Raw genomic sequence first — 21175 nt, 5'->3', positions numbered from 1 at the left:
CCTCTTACTTCCCGAAGCCGAAGGCGCCCGCACCTTCGACCTTGGTGCGCAGCCGCTTGCCCTTCTCGGTGGCCTGGTCGTTCAGCTCCTGCTGGAACTCCCGCATACGGGCGAGGAGTTCGCCGTCCTGCGTGGCCAGGATGCGGGCCGCGAGCAGACCGGCGTTGCGGGCGCCGGCCACCGAGACGGTGGCCACGGGCACGCCCGCCGGCATCTGCACGATGGAGAGCAGGGAGTCCATCCCGTCGAGGTACTTCAGCGGCACCGGCACGCCGATCACGGGCAGCGGGGTGACGGAGGCGAGCATGCCCGGCAGATGGGCCGCTCCGCCGGCGCCCGCGATGATCGCCTTGAGGCCGCGGCCGTCGGCCTCCTCGCCGTACGCGATCATCTCGCGCGGCATCCGGTGCGCGGAGACGACATCGACCTCGTAGGGGATCTCGAACTCTTCGAGCGCCTGCGCGGCGGCTTCCATGACGGGCCAGTCGGAGTCCGAGCCCATGACGATGCCGACGAGGGGGCTGGCTGCGGGGCTGGTCATTCCGTGATCGTTCCCTTGAGATAGCCGGCTGCGTGACGGGCGCGCTCCAGCACGTCGTCCAGGTCGTCGCCGTAGGTGTTGACGTGCCCCACCTTGCGGCCGGGCTTCACGTCCTTGCCATACATATGGATCTTGAGCTGCGGGTCGCGGGCCATGCAGTGCAGATAGGCCGCGTACATGTCGGGGTAGTCGCCGCCCAGCACATTGCACATGACCGTCCAGCCGGCGCGCGGGCGCGGGTCGCCGAGCGGGAGGTCGAGGATGGCGCGGACATGGTTGGCGAACTGCGAGGTGACGGCGCCGTCCTGGGTCCAGTGGCCGGAGTTGTGCGGGCGCATGGCGAGTTCGTTGACCAGGATGCGGCCGTCGGTTGTCTCGAAGAGCTCGACCGCGAGATGGCCGACGACGCCGAGGTCCTTCGCGATCCGCAGGGCGAGCTCCTGGGCCTGGCCCGCGAGCGCCTCCGGCAGATTCGGCGCGGGCGCGATCACCGTGTCGCAGACGCCGTCGACCTGCTGGGACTCGACGACGGGATAGGCGACGGCCTGGCCGTGCGGAGAGCGGACGATGTTCGCCGCGAGCTCGCGGGTGAAGTCGACCTTCTCCTCCGCGAGGACGGGGACACCGGCCCGGAACGGGGCCTCGGCCTCGTGCTGCGTACGGACGAACCAGACGCCCTTGCCGTCGTAGCCGCCGCGCACCGTCTTGAGGATGACGGGGAAGCCGCCCACCTCCTCGGCGAACGCCGACACATCGGCGGGGTCCGCGACGATGCGGTGGCGCGGGCAGGGCGCGCCGAGCTCGTCGAGCTTGGCGCGCATCACGCCCTTGTCCTGCGCGTGCACCAAGGCGTCGGGCCCCGGCCGGACGGGGATGCCGTCCGCCTCCAGGGCCCGCAGGTGTTCGATCGGAACATGCTCGTGATCGAAAGTGATCACGTCGCAGCCCCGCGCGAACTCACGCAGCGTGTCCAGGTCGCGATAGTCGCCGATGACGACCTCGCTGACCACCTGGGCCGCCGAGTCCTGCGGAGTGTCACTGAGGAGCTTGAATCTGATGCCGAGGGGGATGCCCGCCTCGTGGGTCATACGGGCGAGCTGACCGCCGCCGACCATGCCGACTACCGGGAACGTCACCCTCTTAGGGTATCCGCCGCCCCGGTGCGCCCTGCCTCGCGCGGCCCCGGTCCGTCGTCGCCCTCGTCACAGTCCCGCCACGCCGTTGAAGATGTCCGCGGGCAACTCCTGAGGGTGGTGGTTAGCATGGCTGAGTTGACGACACCGACCCGAACGGGGCTGAGCGATCACCATGAGTGAACGAAGCGCACTGCGCGTGCGGCTTGATCAGCTCACGCGCGAGTTCGCGAAGTTCGGCGCGGTTGGTGCGGTGGGGCTCCTGGTGGACCTGGGAGTCTTCAATCTCGTACGGACTCTCACGGACCTCCCTGTGGTACGGGCGAGCATCGTGGCCACGGTCGTCGCGATCGCCGTCAACTATGTGGGCTTCCGCTACTTCACCTACCGGGACCGCGACAAGACCCGCAGGACCAAGGAGCTGACGCTCTTCTTCCTGTTCAGCCTGGTCGGGCTGGTGATCCAGAGCGGGGTGCTCTACGCCGCGACGTACGGCTTCGGCTGGGACAGTCCGCTGCAGAGCAATGTGTTCAAGTTCCTCGGAATCGGCATCGCGACGCTGTTCCGCTTCTGGTCGTACCGCACCTGGGTGTTCCGGGCGCTGCCGGTGCGCGAGGCCGTACAGACCGCGGAGTCCTTCCTCGGGCAGCGGCCGCCGCAGCCCGACCGGGTCTCCCGCTGAACGGTCGCACGCTGAGCCCGGGCCGCACGCCGGCTGTGCCGCGGCTGTCCGACAGCTATCTGACCATCGGCGTCTGCTCGTCCCGGCGGCCGCGCTGCACCCGGCTCAGGAAGAGCGCGAAGACCGGCGGATCCTGCTGGAGCAGCTCGAGCCGTCCGCCGTCCGCCTCCGCCAGATCGCGGGCCACGGCCAGTCCGATGCCGGTCGAGTTGCGGCCGCTGATGGTCCGCTCGAAAATCCGCGCGCCGAGGTCGGCCGGTACGCCGGGGCCCTCGTCGGTCACCTCGACGACGGCCTGGTTGCCGGTGACACGAGTGCGGACGGCGACGGTGCCGCCGCCGTGCATGAGGGAGTTCTCGATCAGCGCGGCGAGGACCTGGGCTACCGCGCCCGGGGTGCCGACGGCGCGCATGCCCTGCCGTCCCGAGCAGACGATCGCCCGGCCCGCGCTGCGGTAGGCCGGCCGCCACTCCTCCAGCTGCTGCTTGACGACCTCGTCCAGATCGAAGACGACGGCGGAACCGGTGCGCGGATCACGGGAGTTGGTGAGCAGCCGCTCCACCACGTCGGTGAGCCGCTCCACCTGGGCGAGCGCGATGCTCGCCTCCTCCTTCACCGTCTCGAGGTCCTCGGCGACGGTGATCTCCTCCAGTCGCATGGAGAGCGCGGTCAGTGGCGTACGGAGCTGGTGCGAGGCGTCCGCGGCGAGCCGGCGCTCGGCGGTGAGCATGCGCGCGATGCGCTCGGCGCTGGCGTCGAGGACGTCGGCGACCCGGTCGAGCTCGGGGACGCCATAGCGCTTGTGGCGGGGGCGCGGGTCGCCGGAGCCGAGGCGCTCGGCGGTCTCGGCGAGGTCGGTGAGCGGCGAGCCGAGCCGGTTCGCCTGGCGTACGGCGAGCAGTACGGCGGCGACGACCGCGAGCAGCGACACCGCGGCGATGATCAGCAGGGTCCGGCCGACCTCGCGGGTGACGGAGGAACGGGATTCCTCGACAGTGACGGACTCGCCGCGCTCGCCGCGCGCGACACCGCGGATGACGCTGCCGGAGGGGCGCTCGCCGATCGCGATGGGCGCGCGGCCGGGGATCTGGATCTGCGCGTACCGCTTGGCGCCGCTCTGCTCGGCCAGGATGTCCGGGTTGACGGGCTCGCCGCCGATGAGCCGGCTGTCGACGATGCTGACGAGGCGGAGGGCCTCGGAGTCCACGCTCTCCTGGGCGCTGCTGCTGATGGTGCGGGTCTCGACGAGGACGAGGGAGACACCGAAGACGGCGATGACGACGAGGACGACGGCGAGCGTGGAGTTGATGAGGCGGCGGCGCAAAGTGCCCTCCGGGCGGGACGCGGTGTACGGGGAGTGCCCGTACTTCAGCCTAGGCCTCGTGGCGCGGTTTCCTGTCCGGTGCGGGTTCCCTGCGGGCTCCGCCCCCGTGCCTCAGCTCTTCGCCGCGCCTCAGCTCTTCTCGAAGCGGAAGCCCACTCCCCGAACCGTGGCGATGTAGCGCGGGTTCGCCGCGTCGTCGCCGAGCTTCTTGCGCAGCCACGAGATGTGCATGTCCAGCGTCTTGGTGGACGACCACCACGTGGTGTCCCAGACCTCGCGCATCAGTTGGTCGCGGGTGACCACCCGGCCCGCGTCCCTGACCAGGACCCGCAGCAGGTCGAACTCCTTGGCCGTGAGCTGGAGCTCCTCGTCGCCCATCCAGGCCCGGTGCGACTCGACGTCGATCCGTACGCCGTGGGTGGCGGGCGCCGGGACGTGCTCGGTGGCGCCGCGCCGCAGCAGGGCCCGTACCCGGGCGAGCAGCTCGGCGAGGCGGAACGGCTTGGTGACGTAGTCGTCGGCGCCGGCGTCCAGGCCCACCACGGTGTCCACTTCGTCGGCGCGGGCGGTCAGCACCAGGACGGGCACGGTGTGGCCCTCGGCACGCAGCCGTCTGGCGACCTCCAGGCCGTCCATGCCGGGCAGCCCGAGGTCGAGGACGACGAGGTCCACGCCGCCGACAAGTCCGGCTTCGAGCGCGGTCGGACCGTCTTCGCGCACCTCGACCTCGTACCCCTCCCGACGTAGGGCGCGGGCCAGCGGCTCCGAGATGGAAGCGTCGTCCTCGGCGAGCAGTACACGGGTCATGTGGGTGATGGTAGTCCGCGCGACTCGCAGGTTGGGGCTTGATCGTCAAGGCCTGCGGGTCTGGGATGCAATCATGGTTGCCGCCTTCGAATCAGGGCAGCGGTTCCATTAAATCCTGTGATCCATGTCTCAAGTCCTTCCATATGCCACTGTGTCGTGACGTATGGTGGCGAGAAGCCTGTGCACTACACGGGACCTTTGGCCTGCTGAGCGTGCCAAGGGTCTCTTTTCTGCGCGAGGTTGGCCCTGCCGGCCTCGAAGACAGTGAATGACCGATGGACCGGGCCTGGTGCGCGACACAGCGCGCGAGGCGTGGATCCCGGTGCGGACTGTCCCTCGGCTCCCGCTTCTGCGGAGCGAACCCCTCAGGCGTGGGGTGGGGCACATCCGTTGCCGGTGCCGGCCACCCCCACACCGGGCGCGTACCGCTCACAAAGCACCGCGTCCCGAGCAAGCAAGGATCGACCATGGCGTCCAGCCTGACGAAGGACTCGGCCAGCTCCGCTGTCTCCGAGAAGACCTTCCTCGGCCACCCCCGCGGCCTGGCCACTCTCTTCATGACCGAGATGTGGGAGCGCTTCAGCTACTACGGCATGCGCGCCCTTCTCGTGCTCTACCTGGTCTCCGGTGGCGCCGACGCGGCAACCGGCTCCCAGGGCGGCGGCCTCGCCATGACCGCGGCCACGGCGTCGGCGATCTACGCCGTCTACGTCTCGATGGTCTACCTCATGGCCATGCCCGGCGGCTGGTTCGGTGACCGCGTCTGGGGCGCTCGCAAGACTGTCACCATCGCCGGTTTCGTGATCATGGCGGGCCACCTCTCGCTCGCCGTCCCCGGCCAGGCGATGTTCTTCGTCGGCCTGATCCTCGTCGCGGTCGGCTCCGGTCTGCTCAAGGCCAACATCTCCACGATGGTGGGTCACCTCTACGACGGACCGGACGACCCGCGCCGTGACGGTGGCTTCACGATCTTCTACATGGGCATCAACCTCGGTGCGTTCGCCGCACCGTTGGTGATCGGCACCGTCGGTGAGAAGCACAGCTGGCACCTCGGCTTCGCGCTCGCCGCGGTCGGCATGGGCCTGGGTCTGGCCCAGTTCCTGATCGGCACCCGGAACCTGAACCCGAAGAGCAGCATCGTCCCGAACCCGCTCTCCGTCGACGAGCGCAACAGCATCCTGGTCAAGGTCGCCATCGGCGCCGTCGCCATCGCCGCCTTCTACGGCGCCGTAGTCACCGCGGGCATGTACACCCTGAACTGGGCGCTCGTGCCGCTCACCCTGGCCGGTCTGATCATCCCGGTCGCCGTGCTGGTGCGCATCAAGCTCGACAAGAGCCTGAGCCGCGTCGAGCAGTCGAAGATGAGCGGTTACATCTGGTTCTTCGTGGCCGCCGCGCTCTTCTGGATGATCTACGACCAGGGCGGCTCCACGCTGTCCCTGTTCGCGGACGGCAAGACCGCCGACACCCTGTTCGGCTTCGACTTCCCGGCCACCTGGTACCAGTCGCTGAACCCGCTGTTCGTCATGGCGCTGGCCCCGGTCTTCGCCTGGATGTGGCTGGCGCTGGCCCGCAAGAACAGCGAGCCCAGCACCATCGTGAAGTTCGCGCGGTCCCTGATCCTCGTCGGCGGTTCGTTCTTCGTCTTCATCATTCCGATGAGCATGGCCAGTGACGGCACGAAGGTCAGCCCGATGTGGCTGGTCTCGATCTACATGATCCAGACGATCGCCGAGCTGTGCCTCTCCCCGGTCGGCCTGTCGGTCACCACGAAGATGGCGCCGCAGAAGTACGCCAGCCAGATGATGGGTGTCTGGTTCCTGGCCGTCACCGCCGGTGACTGCCTCACGGGTCTGCTCGCGCTCGCGGGTGTCGACCTGAACGGGACCTGGATCATCGCCATGCAGGCGCTGCTCGCCTCGGCGGCCGGCCTCGCGATCTACATGTACCGCAAGAAGGTCGAGGAGCAGATGGGCGACGTCCACTGACGTAGCTCGTACGCGCAGCAAAAGGGCCGCCGCACCGGATTCGGTGCGGCGGCCCTTTGCCGTGTCAGCTCTGCTCTATCGGATTCCGCGCAGTCGGCGCCACGGGGTGAAGGTGAACACCGCGCCGCCCAGCAGGATCACCGTGCCGGCGACCAGGGCGAGGGCGCGCAGGGCGCCGTTGTCCTCGGCGCCCGTCTGGGCGAGGCCGCCGCTCGTGCTCGTACCGCCGCCGGACGTGGTGCCGCTGGACGTGGTGCCGCCGCCGTTGTCACCGCCCGACGCGCCGCCCGGCTGGGCCGAGGTGTCGAGCGCGAGGGAGACGGCCGCCGAGCCCTTGACCGTGCACGGGATGCTGATCTTCTGGCCGCCCAGGGTGACGTCGATCGTCAGGGTGCCGGGGCTGAGCGTGGACTTGCCGCTCGCGCCCGGTTTGTACGTACCGGTCATATCGGGCAGGTCCACCGGCTTTCCCTGCTCCAGCGGATCCTTGTTGGCGGGGCCCGTGACGGGGACGGTGCCCTTGTCGACGCCACCGAGCAGGACCGCCATGGACGGCTTGAGGGCACCGGCGGGGAGTGCCGCCGGGCTGTTCATGACGCCCTTGGCGGTCTTGACGGCCAGGTCGTAACCGCCGCCGTTCTTCCTGGCGTTGATCGTCACCTTGGAGTTGATGCTCGCCGGGCCCGGCGACTTGCAGGCGAAGGTGACGGCGACCTCCTTGCCGGGGAAGTCGCTCTGGCCGCCGTCGCCACCGCCGGAGGCCGTACCGCCTGAGGTGGTCGTGCCACCTGAGGTGGTCGTGCCGCCCGACGTCGTCGTACCGCCTGACGTCGTCGTGCCGCCCGAGGTGGTTCCGCCGGACGTCGTCGTACCGCCGGACGTACCGCTGCCGTCCGACACCTTGATCGTCGCGGCGGCCTTGACCGTCTCCTTCGGCGTGCACTTGGTGTCGGTGGACATCGGCTTGGAGACGTTGATGTTGTACGCGTCGGGCGTCAGCGTGACCTCGCCGGCCTTGGTCAGCTTGATCTTGCCCTTCATGTCGGACAGCTTCATCGGGCTGTTCTTGGGGATCGGCGGGTTCGTCCGCGGCCCCTCCATGGCGATGTCCGCGGTCTGCGTGCCGGCCGCCTTGAGCGTGCCGGTGGGCTTCACCGTGTCCTTCTCCAGGTCGATGATGTCGGGGTTCTTGGAAGCCGCCTCGACGAACTTCCACACCACTTCGACCTCATCGCCGACCTTCGCCTCGGCGGGCGCGGTGATCTCGACCTTGGTCGTGCCCTGCACGGGTGGCAGGCCCGAGATGGGCGGTGGGATGCACTCCGTCCGGTACGAGACCTCGGCTGCCTGGGCGGGGCTTGCGGCCAGCAGAATCCCCGCGCCGCCGAGCATCAGCGCGACTCCGGCCGCGCTCATCCTCCGTTGCGTGCTCACGAATGTCCCTTCGTCGTGGACCGGTTCTCTGACGGTGCGGAGTCAGGCGTGAACCACGGCAGAGCCGCCGTGGTGGTCGTGGTGCTCTTCGGCGCTGCGGACGGCTGCGCGCGGGACCGGGAGCCCGGGCGGCGGAACGTGGGCAGCTGGACGGTGCGGTGGCGGCCGTTGCCGCGCGGGCGGAGGCTGCCGTTGCCGCGTGGGCGGAGGCGGTCGACGATCGCCATGCCGATACGGAAGACGGCGGCCGGTACGACGACGGCCAGCAGCAGCCAGAAAATCGTGACGCCCCACGGCCGGCCGACGCCCCACGGCTGCTCGACGAGCACCTTGGTGCCGTACTTCACGGAGACCTGGTAGTCGCCGTGTGCCCCGGCGGACAGCTGGACCGGCAGCTTGACCTGCGCCTTCTGGCCGGGCGCGATGGTGCCGCGCCACTGCTGCTCCTCCCACTGCGGGGCGAAGACGCCGTGCGAGGTGCCGACCTGGAAGACAGGGTCGCGCACGGGCGCGGAGCCGAGGTTGCCGACGGTGAACTCGAGCCGACGGGACGGCGGGGCGCCGAAGAAGACGAGGATGCCGGATTCGCCCTCGAGCCGGGGGGCGGCGAGGACGGCGAGCCTGCCGGCGCCCGCCTGCTGCGGCAGCGGTGCGGTGGGGTGACCGGCGACGGTGAACGGGGCGTCGACGACGGCCTGTTCACCGGTCACGGTCGCTACGTGCACCACGCAGGGGCAGGGCTTGGGCGGCTCGGCAACCGGCATCTCCTTGCTGAAGGAGCCCTTGGCGTCGGTGGTGACGGCGCGGCCGTCGGAGTTGGCGCAGGCGTTGGTGCCGCCGATCACGCCTCTGTCAGGCACAGCCTGCCCGCAGATGAGCATCATGAGGAGCGTGCCCGGCCGCCATCCGGAACCGCTGACGGTGATGTCGCCGCCCTTGCCGGCCTGCGCCTGGGAGAGCTTGACCGCGGGCTTTCCGTCGGCCGCGGAGGCGGGGAGTGCGGGGAGCAGCAGCAGTGGGAGCAGGGCGAGGAGGACAGCGAGGGCGTTGGGGCGGTGGGCGGTGGAGTCTCCCCCACGTCGCTCCTTCCCGTAACGGGGGGCAGGCCCCCGGGCCCCCGGGCGGTGGAGGGCGCGCGGGGGCTGACGCCCCTCGACCCCTACGGCGTCGGCTTCGCAACGCCCGACGACCCCTGCGGCGTCAGCTCTGTGGTGCATCGTCATGTTCCTGACCTCGCCAAGTGCCGGTCACTGTCCGTCTGTTCAGAGGTCGGATCGGCGGCCGGGGGGTGGCCTCGGCGCCGTACCCACCACAGTGTCGTCGCGGCCGTGGTGAGCAGAGCCGCGACCGCGCCCCCCACCGTCCCCCAGGGGACGAAGGCCGCCGATACCGAGGCCTCGGCCCTCGCGTCGCCCGAGGCCGTCGCCTCGATGTGGACGGTCACCTTGTTCAGCGGGGGAGGATCGGTCCACTTCTCGGTGATCCTGACGCGCTGGGCCGGGAGCAGTTCCACCGGCAGCGTCCGCGGCGCCCGGCGCAGCACCTGCCCGAACAGACCGTCCGCGCGGAACGCGACCCGCGGGGTCAGCGCCGTATTGCCGCGGTTCACCAGGCTGTAGCGGATCGCGCCGCCGGAGACCGACACGTCCTCGACCGTGAGCGCCGCCAGCGTGGGGCCGCTCACCCGCAGCTGGATCCGTACACCCGCCGCACGGCCGCCGGACTCCGCCACGACCGCGCCCGGATGGTCGCCGGGGAGTGCGCCCGGAGGGACCGTGACCGAGAAGGGGACCTCCGCCCTGGTGCGGGGCGGGACCGTCACCCGGTTCGCGGCGAGCGTGATCCAGGTGCCCGCGTCCTTGGACTGCCGGGCGCCCCGTACCGCGGGCGCGCCGCCCGCGGTGTTGACCATATCGGCGGACCTGAGCCGGACGGCGAGCGGCTTCGCGTCCCGGTTCGTCACGGAGAGCCTGTCCTCGAGGACGGTGCCGGGCACGCCTTCCATATAGATGTACGGTCTGCCGCCGCCCGCCGCCGGTTCCGCCGTCCACGTCGGCTCGCCGGACGCCCACGCGGCAGGGGCGCACAGCCCACAGAGCGCGCACAGCAGCACGGCGACGGCGAGGGCGGCGGAACCGGCGAGGCGTGCGCGCACATGCACGGGTCAGCTCGCGGTGCGCTGTCCGCGCCGGGTCAGCCACAGCACCCCGGCCGCTCCGGCCAGCAGGACCGTCCCGCCGAGCGTGCCGAGCGCGAGGGCCGAGTCGACCGGGCCGGTCTTGGGGAGTTCGCCGCCCGACTGGGCGTTCTGCCCCGTACCCCCGTCGGAACCGCCGCCGCCCGAACCGCCGCCCGCCGCCGTGACGTCGAGTTCCAGCGAGGGCTTGGGGTTGTTCTTGGGTGTGCACGTCGTCGTCGTACCGAGCGCCTTGATCGTCAGCACTCCGGCGGTGAAGGTGACCTTGCCGCTCTTCTTCGGGGTGTACGTCCCCGTCAAGTCATTGATCTTGATAGGAGTGTTGGCCGGGATGGCCGCCTCGTTCGCGGGCCCGGAGACCGCGACCGAACCCTCCTCCGCGCCGCCCAGCTTGATCAGCGCGCTCGGCTTCATCGCGCCCTTGCCGAGCTCCACCGGGCTGGAGGAGACGCCTTTCTGGAAGGACATCGTCAGCCGGTAGCCGCCGCCGCTCCTGACGCTCTTGACATCGATCGGCGAGACCGCGCCTTTTGGCCCGATCGGAGTCTGACACTGGTAGTCGACGTCCACGACACCGGCTTGGGCGGCAGGGGCGGCCATCAGCACCACCGAGCCCGCCACCGCTGCTGCCAGCGCGAGAGCTGTCCGCTTCTGGTACGACACCTCGAGTTCCCCTCAGGCCGGAAGTTGCTGCCTGATGTCGCCGAAGTTACTGACGACACATCAGATCGGGCGCTCAAGGTACGCCTGGGACCTTGGGGAGGGAAGACAAAGAGCACGCCGTATTGACGTGCTCTACAAGAGATTCAAAACCTGCCGTGGACCGCTACGCGCGGCACTAGGACGGCGCGGCGAGCTCCGCCCAGACCGTCTTGCCCGACGCGCCGGGCACGCGGACAACTCCCCAGTCCAGACAGAGACGTTGGACGATGAACATCCCGTGTCCGCCGGGCCGTCCGGCCCGGTGCGGGGTGCGCGGGGCGGGCTGGCCGGTGCCCCGGTCGGTGACTTCCAGACGAAGCACTTTCCCGTCGCAGCCGACTTTCAGCTGCTCCGGGCCATCGGCGTGCAGGCAGGCGTTGGTGACCAGTTCGGACACGACCAGCAGCACATCCTCCGCCGCCGCCCGCCGGTCGGCGCTGGCGGCGGGCAGCCAGCCCCAGTCGTACAACGCCTGGCGGGTGAAGTCGCGGGCCATCGGAACGATGCCGCTGGCGCTGCCCAGGGCAAGACTGCGCACCGCACCGCCGGGTGCACCGGAGGCAGGGGCGGCGCCGGCGCCGTTCGGCTCGGGGCCGAGGTCGCCCGGCGGCTGCTGCCGGGTGGTGCTCATCAGCGCTTCACCTCACCGATTCACCAAATTGCCATGACTTGAATACACAGAGTGCGGGGTCGTCAACGTTCTGCGGGGGTTCTCCTGCCCTGCCGAATCGTGACAACACCCACTTCGCCGAAGCGGCGCGCGTGACGCGGACAACAAAGGGGGGCGGCAGTCAGTCGGAGAGGGCCGCTTCGAGGGAGTCGTGCACGGTGAAGACCGCATCTGCTCCGGTGATCTCGAAGACCCTGGCCACTACGGGCAGCATCCCGGCCAGATGGACCCCTCCCCCGGCCGCCTCGGCCTTCAGCCGCGCGCCGAGCAGCACATTGAGCCCGGTGGAGTCGCAGAACTCGAGCTCCGAACAGTCGATGACCAGCCGTACCCGGCCCCGCTCGACCGCGTCGTCCAATGGCGCGCTCAGCAATTCGGCGGTGTGGTGATCCAGCTCACCCGCCGGTTTCACCACCTCGCTGTGGCCCTCGGTCCGAACCTCGACCTGAAGTCGGCCCCGGTTCGCGCTGCCGACCGTCCCGCGGTCCATGCCCGTCCCTCTTCGCCGTGTCGTGCGCTGCATCGTTCGCCGCATCGCCGTCGTGTCATCGGAATGTCGCTGCGTGCGTCGAGCGCCGCCCTCGGACGGCGTGGACGCCCGACGAAGAGTAGCCCTTCCATGCTCCGACGGGTAGCCGAACTCTCCACCATAACGGACATGTGGGACATATGACACTTGCAACTGCCCGCACTGACCGGGTAGGCCTAGTACGGACACAACCAACACGACCGGCTTTGGAGGCGCCGCTCACCGCAGCAGCCACGTATTGGCATCGGCGGCCATATGCCGAGAACGATGGAGGAGACCATGTCACCCCGGCTCGACGCATCGCGTACCCCCACCGCGCCGTCGACACACGCCCCCGCCCCCGAACCCGAGAACCTGGAAAGCCTGAACGGGCTGAACGGGCTGAACGGGCTCCCGCAGATCCCACCCTTCAACGAGGTGGGACCAGTGGACGCGCGCGCCCTGTCGAAGACGCTCTTCGGACGCCTCGAATCCCTCGAGGAAGGCACGCACGAGTACGCCTACGTACGCAACACGCTCGTCGAACTCAATCTGGCGCTGGTCAAGTTCGCCGCCTCCCGGTTCCGCTCCCGCAGCGAACCGATGGAGGACATCATCCAGGTCGGCACGATCGGCCTGATCAAGGCGATCGACCGCTTCGAACTCAGCCGCGGCGTCGAGTTCCCGACCTTCGCGATGCCGACCATCGTCGGCGAGATCAAGCGATTCTTCCGCGACACCAGTTGGTCGGTGCGGGTGCCGCGCCGCCTCCAGGAGCTGCGGCTCGACCTCGCGAAGGCGGGCGACGAACTCGCCCAGCAGCTCGACCGCGCGCCCACCGTCGGCGAACTGGCGCAGCAACTCGGCATCAGCAACGACGAGGTCGTCGAGGGCATGGCGGCGAGCAACGCGTACACCGCGAGCTCGCTGGACGCCCAGCCCGAGGAGGACGACACCGAGGGCGCGCTCGCGGACCGCATCGGCTACGAGGACCACGGACTCGAGGGCATCGAGTACGTCGAGTCGCTGAAGCCGCTGATTGCAAGCCTTCCGCCACGGGATCGTAAAATCCTCTCCCTGCGTTTCGTCGCCAATATGACGCAGTCGGAGATCGGCGAGGAGCTCGGAATCTCGCAGATGCATGTGTCCCGGCTGCTGTCCCGCACCCTGGTCAAGCTCCGGAAGGGTCTGACGCTGGAGGAGTAACGGGGGACGCGCCGCACAGGCCACTGGAAGGGCCCATTCCGTCAAGGAATGGGCCCTTCCCCGTTATTGACGGGGCAGTCCTGATTGGTCCACATTGAGCCTGGGGTAGGTGGGGGGACGAACATGGCTCTTGGGGAGGGCTGCCCTGCGGCGTACGCACCACTGGAACAGCTGATGGGCCGCCGTCTGGGCAGGGAATGTCTGTATGTGCCGTCGTGCCGTATCGGGCTCTACGTGGCACTGCGCCACTGGTGCCCGCCCGGCGGGCGGGTGTTGATGTCGCCGGTCAACGACGACGTCATCTTCTTCGTGGTGCTCGCCGCCGGACTGCGTCCCGTACAGGCGCCGCTCAACGCCGAGGACGGGTCCATCGACACGGCCGCCGTCCCCGACGCCGTATGGCGCGGGCTGTCCGCCGTGATCACCACCAATCTGTACGGAAATCCCGATCCGGTCCCCGAACTGCGCGCCCGCTGCGACCGGTTGGGGATCCCACTCATCGAGGACGCCGCGCACGCGATCGGCAGCGAGGTGGCGGGACGGCCGGTGGGGACCTTCGGTGATGCCTCCGTCTTCAGCCTTTCCAAGCACACCGGGGCAAAGACCGGCGGATTCCTCGCTGTCGCGGATCCGGCGCTGCGGTCGGCACTGGTGCGGGCACGGGACGAACTCCTGGAGCCTGCACGGCTGTCGGCGGAGATCGCGTACGGCCTGCGACCGTACGCCGAGGCCGGTGTGCGGGGACTGCGGCTCGTCCGGGCGGCCCGTGCCACCCAGCGGCTGCTCGGTCTCGAGGAGCGCGAGGACATCCGGATGGAACTGCGGCCCGGCGAGCTCAAGCAGGCGATGTCCACCGCACCCGCGCTCGCGGACTTCCACTCCTGGATACGCGTGGACATGCACGACTACCGGCTCAGACCCGGCGGGCTGCGGCTGCGGCGTACGGAGCGGCTGCTGACCCGCCTCGACCACCGGCTGGCCGCGCATCTCGCCGGCACCCGGCGGCTGTACGCCACCGAGTGGGCGCTGCCGCGGCCCGGACCGGTGCAGCCGCTGTTCCGGGTGCCGCTGCTGGTCGAGGACCGCGACGCGGCCATCGCCGCACTCGCACGCCACCGGATCACGGTCGGCTATCTCTACGACCCGCCGCTCGACACGTACGCCGGCGAGGTCTTCACCGACCCGTCGCCCGCACCGGCCCGGGCCGCCTGGTTCGCCCGGCACGCCCTGCCCGTCGATCCGCTCCGCGCGGACCAGGTGATATCCGTCCTCACGGAACTGCGCGCGCGGCCCGCCCGGCCGCCCGGAGAAGCCGAAGCCGCACCACCGTCCACGCCGGGCGAGCACGGTGTCTGACACCACCCGGCTGCGCAAGCCGTCCGATGCCGTGCCGTCGGCCGAGCCGTCCGCCCCCGGCGTGTCCGAGGCGGACGGGTCCCGGGCGGACGGGTCCCGGGCAGACGGCTCGGCGGTGAGCGCGGCCCCCAGCGGCGACTCGATGTTCCGCAACGCCTACGCCCTGATGCTCTCCACCGGCGTCTCCGCCGCGCTGGGCCTCGGCTTCTGGCTGGTGGCCGCCCGCTACTACACCAAGGAGTCGGTCGGCGAGGGCTCGGCCGCCATCGCCGCGATGCGGCTGCTGGCCTCCATCACCGCGACGACCATGATCGGCGCGGTGGTGCGGTACGTGCCACGGGCCGGGCGGGCCACCGGACCCCTGGTGTGGCGGGCGTACGCCGCCAGCTCGCTGGTGGTGTGCCTCGCCTCCGTGGCGTTCCTGTTCACGCTCGACCTCTGGGGGCCTTCGTACGCGCCTCTCGGCGGGCTCACAGCGGGTGTGGTCTTCACCGCGTCCTGCGTCGCCTGGGCGCTGCTGACCCTCCAGGACGGGGTGCTGACCGGGCTGCGCAAGGCCGTGTGGGTGCCCGTCGGCAACGCCCTCTTCTCCATCGGCAAGCTGCTGCTGCTCGCCGTCTTCGCCACCGCCATGCCCGTCCTGGGCATCTTCGTCTCCTGGGCCGCGGCCATCGGCCTGTCCGTACTGCCGCTGGGCTGGCTGATCTTCCGCAGGCTCATCCCGCGGCAGGTGGCGGCAGACCGCGACCGCGAGCCGCCCAGCCTCCGCGAGATCAGGCGCTTCCTCGCCGGTGACTCGGTCGGTTCGCTGTTCTCGCTGGCGATGATCAATCTGCTGCCGGTGATGGTCGCGATCCACTTCGACGCCGCGCACAACGCGTACTTCTACATCGCGTACACCGTCGGCGGGACGATGGAGTTCATGGCCATCAATATGGCCTCCTCGCTGACCGCCCACGCCTCGCACAACCCGGAGACCCTGGCCGCCGGGGTGCGGGGCGCGCTCCGCCGGATGTCCGTACTGCTGGTGCCGGTCGTGCTGTTCCTCGTCGTACTCGCCCCGCAGATCCTCGCCCCGTTCGGCCACACCTACGCCGAGCACGGCACCACGGTGCTGCGGCTGCTGGCCGCGGCGGCGCTGCCGCGGGTCGCCGTCGAGCTGTACATCGGAGTGCTGCGCGTCCAGGGGCGTACGGGCGTGCTCGCCGCGCTGCAGGGCGCGATGTGCGCGCTGGTGCTGGGCAGCGCCGCGCTGCTGCTCGGCCCCGTCGGGATCCCTGGCGCGGGCCTGGCGATGCTGCTCTCGATGACGCTGATGGCCGCGGTGTCGGTGCCCGGGCTGCGCGCCGCGCTGTCGGGCCGCGAGCCGAAGCCCTCCCGGCTGGGCCGGCTGCTGCACCGGGGGCGCGAGAAGGAGATCGACTACGGCACGAACTGGGCCAGGAAGGCCGCCGAGCGGCGCGAGCGGGCCGACCGGGAGGAACGGGAGTTCGACTCCGACTGGGCGCGCCGGACCGCTTACCTGCGGGGCGGGCACGACACGGCGACGCCCGCACTCGGCATCCCGGTGTACGTACCCGAGCCCGCGGACGAGCGGCCTTCCGCACCCGGCGGCGACGAGGTCCGGCTGACCGGCTGGCTGTGGCTGTGGCTCGGACTGGCCGCCGGGCTCTTCTGGATTCCGCTCTCCCGCGCCGAGGACCTCGGCCGGAGCCGGCTGTCCGGCGGCGAGCTGCTCGACGCGCTGCCGCCGGTCACGCTCACCGCGGGCATCCTGCTCGTCGTCGTGTACTGCGCGGCCGTCGCGCTCCAGCGGCCGCGGCTCGCCCTGACCGGCGCGGCCCTGCTGGTGACGGTCGCCGCGCTGCACACCGCGCCGCTGCTGCTCGGCATCCGGCCGGAGCCGGCCGAGGGCTCGTGGGCCGAAGCGTTCGCGGACTTCCTCGCCGAGGCGGCGGGCCTGGACAGCCCGGCCGGTGTCCTGAGCGTGCTGCCCGCCGCGCTCCAGGCGCTCTGCCTCGCGCTCGCAGCGGTGACGCTGCGCGCGGCGGGCGCGGGCGAGCGGGTCACAGCGGGCGCGGTGTGGGTGCTGGCGGTGGCCGGGTGGGCGGCCCAGGACACGGTGGCGGCTGCCGCACTGCCGGTGTTCGCCGGATTCACCGGGCTGTACGCCGCCGCGGCGGCCGTTGCGGCGGTACGCCGCCGCCGCACCGGCCGGCGCGCTGTCAGCGGCTCGGAACCGTCTGCTTGAAGTAGCGGTCGCCGCCCGCCTTCCGGTAACCCTCCAGCGCCGGGCCCTCGTTGACGGTGAGATCGCATCTCGCCTCGGCGGAGGTCGCCCGGTTCCAGTGGACCATCGCCTTCACCTTCGGCATGGTCCTGATGGCCTCGGGAATGGCCGAGTACCAGCCGCGCTGCCGGTCCGGGTCCGCCGGGTCGGGTGCGGTGGCGAACTCCGCCATCATCAGCGGTTTCTTCGCGGAGATGTTCTCCAGCAGCCAGTCGTAGGTGGGCCGCTGGCTCTCGTCGAAGTCGTTCCAGTCGGTGGTGTCGTGGCAGCCGAAGTAGTTGTACTGGTCCATGCCGATCCAGTCGACGTAGTCGTCGCCCGGATAGAGCTGTTTCATGGCATCGGCGCTGCCCAGATAGCCGGAGACCGTCCACACCCAGACGGCGTTGTCGGCGCCCAGCTTCCGGAACCGGTCGTGCAGATGCCGGTAGGCGGCGACATACTCGGCCGGGGTGCCCGCGCCCTCCTTGATACGGGCGTCGACCTCCTGGTCGAAGGAGAAGAAGACCCGCTTGCCGTACGCCTTGAGGCGGCGGATCTGCGGGTCGATGATCTTGGCGTCGTACTTCCCGGCGGCGATGTTCTTCCAGCCGAGCTGGGTCTCCGTGTAGTTGGCGTGGTGCGGTTCCTTCCACACCGTGGACTCCCAGGCCAGCATCAGCAGGCGGTCCTTGCCGAGCTCCTGCTCGTCGGCGGTGAGCAGTTCACCGTCGGCCTTTCCGCCCGACATGTCGTGGTACGTGTAGACGAGATCGAGCTTGCGGCCGATCTTCTTCTCGAACGCGTACACCGGTTTCGTGAGGGAGCTGTTCCGGTCGTACGGGATGTACGCGCCCCACCAGGCCCCGCACCTTGCGACCAGCTTCTCGTCCGGTGCGCAGGACCCGGTGGGCAGCTCGCCGGACGCCGCGTTGCGGGGCAGATCCAGGCCCGGCGAGCGGGCGTCGTCCCCGTTCCCCGCCGTACCGTCGACGCCGCCGGCCCAGACGCCGAGCCCGGCGACGAGCAGCGCCACCGCGACCAGGACGACGGCGGTGTACGCCCTCCTGTGAGGCCCCGCGTGGCGGCCGTTCATCAGCCACCGTCCGCGGGCCTGCGTTTGACCCGCTCGGCGGCGCCCTGCGTGGCGGCGGGCAGCGGCAGTCCGGGCAGCGCGGCGACGACGGTCGCGAACGCGGCGAGCGCCACCAGGAAGGCGGTGGCCGAGAAGGCCTTGACCAGATAGAGCGAGGTGGCGGTGAGCACGCCGAGCGACAGGCTGATCGGCGCCGCCAGCGCGAACGCCTCCAGTCGGGCGCCGGATCGCAGCCCGCCGGGCTGCGGATAGAGCATGGCCAGGCCGGGCCCGAAGCAGACGAAGAGCAGCACCGGTATCCAGCGCAGCGGCGAACCGCCGGGCAGCAGGGTCGCGGCGAGAGCCACCCATCCGGAGACCGCCACGGCCGCTCTGAGCTGATTCTGATGAACCTTCATCGGGTGATCCCCCCGCTTCGGGAGCCCCGTGGGCCTCCTGGCCGGTATTCGAGTACGACGCCGTACGGCTGCTCCTCGACGACCTTGAACAGCGATGACGCCGACAGGCGCGAGCGCAGTGCGGCGAAGCCGCCGGGTGGCAGCAGGCCCTCGCCCGCGGTGTAGATGTCCTGGGTACGGGTGAGAATGACGTACGCCTTGGTGCCGCGCGCGATCCCCCGGGCCAGATATCCCGCCGGGTCCTTCAGCATCTTCTCGTTCTCCGGCAGCTCCTGCTCGGCGAAGAACCAGTGCTCCAGCCGGTCGTAGCGGTGCAGCGCCTGCGGGAACGAGCCGGTGGTGGCGAGAATCAGCGTGCCCTGCGGGGCCCGGTCGATGGTCCGGGTGACCATCGCCGTCTCGGCGGGCGGCGTGTAGTACATCTTCTCCTTGCCGTAGTACGAGGGCATGAAGCCCGCGACCAGCGCTGTCAGCGCCAGCGGCAGTGCGACCGCGGCGGTCCGGCGCCGGACCGTGCCGGCCCGGGTTTGTGGCCTGCGGGCCCCGACGACGGCCGGAACGAGTGCCGCGGCCGCGAAGAACGCCGCGCCCGGCAGCGCGAAGAGGTAGACGCGGAACAGCATTTCGCCGCCGTAGTCGTTGACGGCGAACATCGGCACGGGAGCGGCCGACACCAGCAGCAGCGGCAACGCGCTCCGGGTCAGCCGGCGCCGCGTCAGTACCGCGATCCCGGCAAGGGCGGCGACCGCAAGCACCATCACCACATTGGCGCGCCCGGCCAGCTCGGGCCCGGGCCCGGTGAGCTGACCGGCGTACCCGGCCCGGGAGTTCTGCATCAGCTCGCCGATCGAGTCGCGCAGGGTGCCCAGCGTCTCGACGAACAGCGGCCGCCCCATCGTCAGGTCCCAGATCAGCATCAGCAGCCCGGCGACGACGAGCAGCCCGTAGTTGCGGTAGCGGCGGGTGAGGGTGAGGGCGAGCAGTGAGACGCACAGCATGACTGGCGTGAGCTGGTGGGAGGCGTTGATCGCGGCGATGAGCGGGGCGAGGATGGCGATGCAGACGGCCCGCTGGCGCACCCCGGTGGGCGGCGGGACGGGGGCGGCCACCGGATCAAGACAGGTGCGGTCGCGCAGCCTGCCTGCCGAGCCCGGCCGTACGAAATGGCGCAGCACCACGGCCAGTACGGTCAGATGCAGCACATAGGCGAAGCCCTGCGGGGCCAGATAGTCCTGCCCGACCCAGTTGGCGGCCTGGAAGATCCAGACGGCGGTCCACACCAGCCGCCAGTCCTCGGTGAAGGTGCGGTAGATCAGGACCAGTACCGGCATCACCAGCAGCCCGAGCACGATGGGCGCCCAGTTGAGGTAGGCGGCCGCGCTCTCCACGCCGAAGGTCCGCACCAGGGCGGCATTGAGGGAGAAGAAGCCGGGCCACTGGTCGTACGCCGACATGTTGCCGGACAGGGCGGCGTTCGGCCGCAGTTCGCCGTTGAGCAGCAGCTGGTTGATGACCGCGTCGTGCTTGGAGGCCCAGGGGTAGCGCACCGAGTCGTACAGCACGGCCGGCGCCGCCTTGAGCGCGAAGAGCAGTCCGACGCAGTAGGCGGCGGGCCACCAGGGTGCCGTACCGGCACGGCGCAGACTGAGCAGGAAGCCGCAGGTCAGAACCAGCAGCGAGAGATAGAAGGCGGCGGGCAGCCGGTCGAGGAGACCGTAGTCGCCCATGGAGCGGAATCCGATGCGCGGCAGCGCGTACAGCCAGAGGCCGATACCGAGCAACAGCGGCAGCCAGCTGAACAGCAGGTCGGGCCGCAGCAGGTCGGGCGGTCTGCGGAGGCGTGGGCGGGCGGTGTCGCCGGGTGGTTCCTGGCCGGTGGTCTCCAGGGCGGACGGCGGCGCGCTGCGCCCTGTGAGCGGTGCGGGCACGCGTTGGCGCACAGTGCGACTCCCCCCACGGAAGTGGTCACGGCCGTCACGCCGCTGTCCCTTCAGCGAAGTATAGGAACAGATTTCGTGTTTGCGTGGCTCTCTTCTCCGGTTGTGTCACCGCCCCTGCTACCCCGCGAAGACCGGGCCCTTCACGACCGCGCGGGCCCGCCGGTAGAACCGCCACCCGACCGTCGGCAGCGAGTCGGGGAACGGCGCGACCGGCGCGCCGCGACCGTCCATCCACGCCTCGATGTCCGCGACGGTGTGGCTGCGGCGCAGGATGAGGCGGGCGATGCGGTACGTCTCGTCGGCGTCCGAGCTCAGTGCGTGCCGCACCGCGACCGCCGACGCGTAGCCCGCGCGGGCGACGGCCTTGCGCACGGCACGGCTGTTGTAGCCGTGCGGATAGGCGAGGTGCGTCACCTGATGGCCGAGGACGTCCTCCAGAACCGCCTTGGACTCGCGCAGTTCACGGTGGAGTGCCTTCGGCGGGAGGGTGTCCAGCTGGGGGTGGGTGACGGTGTGGGCGCCCACCTCCATTCCGTACTGCTCCAGCAGTGGCGCCTGCGAGAGGGTCATCATCGGCGCGGGCGGCAGCAGACTGCGCCGGCCCGGAGTGATGGCCCCGGTGGTGAGATACGCGGTGGCGGGCAGTGCGCGTGCGGCGAGCGCCTCGGCGGTGGGCCCCGGCAAATCGGCGAAGCCGTCGTCGAAAGTGAGGACGACGGGCCGGAAGACGACCGGGGCACGGCCCGCGAGCTGGTCCGCGAGTGCGCCGATGGTGACCGGGGTGCGGCCGCTGGCCACGATCGCGTCCAGCTGCGCGCCGAACTCCCGTGGTGTGACGGTGAATTCGGCGATCCAGTCGGGCGGCTCGTCCATCACGGCGTGGTAGAGCAGTACGGGGATCCGGGGCATCGTCGTACCAGCGCC

19 protein-coding genes are annotated in these 21175 nt (G+C 70.4%); 5 read left to right on the top strand and 14 right to left on the bottom strand.

Annotation, left to right across the window (positions count from 1 at the left end; translation table 11 throughout):
* Nucleotides 1–4: 4 nt before the first annotated feature.
* Nucleotides 5–541 (bottom strand): 5-(carboxyamino)imidazole ribonucleotide mutase, encoded by a 537-nt coding sequence (gene purE / locus ACFWDI_RS02320; protein ID WP_385300807.1) that lies wholly within the window; start codon nt 539–541, stop codon nt 5–7.
* Entirely contained in the window at nt 538–1656 is a 1119-nt protein-coding gene (locus ACFWDI_RS02315; protein WP_385300840.1) for a 5-(carboxyamino)imidazole ribonucleotide synthase, read from the bottom strand. The genes purE and ACFWDI_RS02315 overlap by 4 nt, the downstream gene beginning before the upstream one ends.
* A 193-nt stretch (nt 1657–1849) precedes the next feature.
* Here ACFWDI_RS02315 and ACFWDI_RS02310 point away from each other — a divergent pair, with 193 nt between their 5' ends.
* Nucleotides 1850–2356 (top strand): GtrA family protein, encoded by a 507-nt coding sequence (locus ACFWDI_RS02310; RefSeq protein ID WP_385300805.1) that lies wholly within the window; start codon nt 1850–1852, stop codon nt 2354–2356.
* Nucleotides 2357–2411: 55 nt separating this feature from the next.
* On the opposite strand, the gene ACFWDI_RS02305 is transcribed toward ACFWDI_RS02310, so the two are convergent.
* Together ACFWDI_RS02305 and ACFWDI_RS02300 are read right to left on the bottom strand one after the other, a co-directional pair.
* Entirely contained in the window at nt 2412–3680 is a 1269-nt protein-coding gene (locus ACFWDI_RS02305; protein WP_327323997.1) for an ATP-binding protein, read from the bottom strand.
* A 129-nt stretch (nt 3681–3809) separates the two neighbouring features.
* Nucleotides 3810–4487, bottom strand: coding sequence for a response regulator transcription factor (locus ACFWDI_RS02300; RefSeq protein ID WP_385300804.1), 678 nt, complete (start codon nt 4485–4487; stop codon nt 3810–3812).
* 467 nt (nt 4488–4954) lie between these two features.
* Between ACFWDI_RS02300 and ACFWDI_RS02295 the strand changes: the two genes are divergently transcribed.
* Nucleotides 4955–6475, top strand: a complete 1521-nt coding sequence (locus ACFWDI_RS02295) for a peptide MFS transporter (protein WP_385300803.1) — start codon at nt 4955–4957, stop codon at nt 6473–6475.
* A gap of 75 nt (nt 6476–6550) precedes the next feature.
* On the opposite strand, the gene ACFWDI_RS02290 is transcribed toward ACFWDI_RS02295, so the two are convergent.
* The 6 genes from ACFWDI_RS02290 to ACFWDI_RS02265 form a co-directional block, all read right to left on the bottom strand.
* Nucleotides 6551–7891, bottom strand: coding sequence for a hypothetical protein (locus ACFWDI_RS02290; RefSeq protein ID WP_385300839.1), 1341 nt, complete (start codon nt 7889–7891; stop codon nt 6551–6553).
* Nucleotides 7892–7905: 14 nt separating this feature from the next.
* Nucleotides 7906–9126 (bottom strand): hypothetical protein, encoded by a 1221-nt coding sequence (locus tag ACFWDI_RS02285; RefSeq protein ID WP_385300802.1) that lies wholly within the window; start codon nt 9124–9126, stop codon nt 7906–7908.
* Between the two features lie 2 nt (nt 9127–9128).
* Nucleotides 9129–10070 (bottom strand): hypothetical protein, encoded by a 942-nt coding sequence (locus ACFWDI_RS02280; RefSeq protein WP_385300800.1) that lies wholly within the window; start codon nt 10068–10070, stop codon nt 9129–9131.
* Nucleotides 10071–10073: 3 nt separating this feature from the next.
* Nucleotides 10074–10769, bottom strand: a complete 696-nt coding sequence (locus ACFWDI_RS02275; RefSeq protein ID WP_385300799.1) for an LPXTG cell wall anchor domain-containing protein — start codon at nt 10767–10769, stop codon at nt 10074–10076.
* A gap of 175 nt (nt 10770–10944) precedes the next feature.
* A complete protein-coding gene (locus ACFWDI_RS02270) occupies nt 10945–11439 on the bottom strand; it encodes an ATP-binding protein (protein ID WP_327324004.1) in 495 nt (164 codons plus the stop codon).
* Between the two features lie 160 nt (nt 11440–11599).
* On the bottom strand, nt 11600–11968 hold the full coding sequence (locus ACFWDI_RS02265; RefSeq protein WP_385300798.1) for an STAS domain-containing protein: 369 nt from the start codon (nt 11966–11968) through the stop codon (nt 11600–11602).
* Between the two features lie 318 nt (nt 11969–12286).
* Here ACFWDI_RS02265 and ACFWDI_RS02260 point away from each other — a divergent pair, with 318 nt between their 5' ends.
* From ACFWDI_RS02260 to ACFWDI_RS02250, 3 genes are all read left to right on the top strand, one after another.
* Nucleotides 12287–13192 (top strand): RNA polymerase sigma factor SigF, encoded by a 906-nt coding sequence (locus ACFWDI_RS02260; protein ID WP_385300797.1) that lies wholly within the window; start codon nt 12287–12289, stop codon nt 13190–13192.
* Nucleotides 13193–13366: 174 nt separating this feature from the next.
* On the top strand, nt 13367–14548 hold the full coding sequence (locus ACFWDI_RS02255) for a DegT/DnrJ/EryC1/StrS family aminotransferase (protein WP_385300838.1): 1182 nt from the start codon (nt 13367–13369) through the stop codon (nt 14546–14548).
* Nucleotides 14541–16799 carry a lipopolysaccharide biosynthesis protein gene (locus ACFWDI_RS02250; RefSeq protein ID WP_385300796.1) on the top strand — a complete coding sequence of 753 codons (2259 nt, stop codon included), beginning with the start codon at nt 14541–14543 and terminating at the stop codon, nt 16797–16799. Before ACFWDI_RS02255 ends, ACFWDI_RS02250 begins: the two co-directional genes overlap by 8 nt.
* On the opposite strand, the gene ACFWDI_RS02245 is transcribed toward ACFWDI_RS02250, so the two are convergent.
* The 4 genes from ACFWDI_RS02245 to ACFWDI_RS02230 all read right to left on the bottom strand — a co-directional run bounded on the left by ACFWDI_RS02245 (nt 16774) and on the right by ACFWDI_RS02230 (nt 21160).
* Nucleotides 16774–17913 (bottom strand): glycoside hydrolase family 26 protein, encoded by a 1140-nt coding sequence (locus ACFWDI_RS02245; protein ID WP_385300795.1) that lies wholly within the window; start codon nt 17911–17913, stop codon nt 16774–16776. The two genes, ACFWDI_RS02250 and ACFWDI_RS02245, sit on opposite strands and share 26 nt — an antisense overlap.
* Nucleotides 17913–18311, bottom strand: a complete 399-nt coding sequence (locus ACFWDI_RS02240) for a hypothetical protein (RefSeq protein WP_385300793.1) — start codon at nt 18309–18311, stop codon at nt 17913–17915. The genes ACFWDI_RS02245 and ACFWDI_RS02240 overlap by 1 nt, the downstream gene beginning before the upstream one ends.
* Nucleotides 18308–20251 (bottom strand): hypothetical protein, encoded by a 1944-nt coding sequence (locus ACFWDI_RS02235; protein WP_385300792.1) that lies wholly within the window; start codon nt 20249–20251, stop codon nt 18308–18310. Before ACFWDI_RS02235 ends, ACFWDI_RS02240 begins: the two co-directional genes overlap by 4 nt.
* Nucleotides 20252–20368: 117 nt before the next feature.
* Nucleotides 20369–21160 (bottom strand): polysaccharide deacetylase family protein, encoded by a 792-nt coding sequence (locus ACFWDI_RS02230; protein WP_385300790.1) that lies wholly within the window; start codon nt 21158–21160, stop codon nt 20369–20371.
* Between the last annotated feature and the right edge of the window lie 15 nt (nt 21161–21175).

Source organism: Streptomyces sp. NPDC060064 (assembly GCF_042736455.1).
Lineage (GTDB): Bacteria > Actinomycetota > Actinomycetes > Streptomycetales > Streptomycetaceae > Streptomyces.
The sequence above is the reverse complement of the archived record's forward strand: the minus strand, read 5'-3'. Positions and strand labels throughout refer to the sequence as shown.

Excerpts from the sequence above, each read along its gene's own strand:
- ACFWDI_RS02255 (WP_385300838.1), top strand. The coding sequence starts at position 13,367 with ATGGGCCGCCGTCTGGGCAGGGAATGTCTGTATGTGCCGTCGTGCCGT.
- ACFWDI_RS02270 (WP_327324004.1), bottom strand. The coding sequence starts at position 11,439 with ATGAGCACCACCCGGCAGCAGCCGCCGGGCGACCTCGGCCCCGAGCCG.
- ACFWDI_RS02260 (WP_385300797.1), top strand. The coding sequence starts at position 12,287 with ATGTCACCCCGGCTCGACGCATCGCGTACCCCCACCGCGCCGTCGACA.
- ACFWDI_RS02295 (WP_385300803.1), top strand. The coding sequence starts at position 4,955 with ATGGCGTCCAGCCTGACGAAGGACTCGGCCAGCTCCGCTGTCTCCGAG.
- ACFWDI_RS02285 (WP_385300802.1), bottom strand. The coding sequence starts at position 9,126 with ATGCACCACAGAGCTGACGCCGCAGGGGTCGTCGGGCGTTGCGAAGCC.
- ACFWDI_RS02310 (WP_385300805.1), top strand. The coding sequence starts at position 1,850 with ATGAGTGAACGAAGCGCACTGCGCGTGCGGCTTGATCAGCTCACGCGC.
- ACFWDI_RS02290 (WP_385300839.1), bottom strand. The coding sequence starts at position 7,891 with ATGAGCGCGGCCGGAGTCGCGCTGATGCTCGGCGGCGCGGGGATTCTG.
- ACFWDI_RS02315 (WP_385300840.1), bottom strand. The coding sequence starts at position 1,656 with ATGGTCGGCGGCGGTCAGCTCGCCCGTATGACCCACGAGGCGGGCATC.
- ACFWDI_RS02265 (WP_385300798.1), bottom strand. The coding sequence starts at position 11,968 with ATGGACCGCGGGACGGTCGGCAGCGCGAACCGGGGCCGACTTCAGGTC.
- ACFWDI_RS02245 (WP_385300795.1), bottom strand. The coding sequence starts at position 17,913 with ATGAACGGCCGCCACGCGGGGCCTCACAGGAGGGCGTACACCGCCGTC.
- purE (WP_385300807.1), bottom strand. The coding sequence starts at position 541 with ATGACCAGCCCCGCAGCCAGCCCCCTCGTCGGCATCGTCATGGGCTCG.
- ACFWDI_RS02240 (WP_385300793.1), bottom strand. The coding sequence starts at position 18,311 with ATGAAGGTTCATCAGAATCAGCTCAGAGCGGCCGTGGCGGTCTCCGGA.
- ACFWDI_RS02230 (WP_385300790.1), bottom strand. The coding sequence starts at position 21,160 with ATGCCCCGGATCCCCGTACTGCTCTACCACGCCGTGATGGACGAGCCG.
- ACFWDI_RS02300 (WP_385300804.1), bottom strand. The coding sequence starts at position 4,487 with ATGACCCGTGTACTGCTCGCCGAGGACGACGCTTCCATCTCGGAGCCG.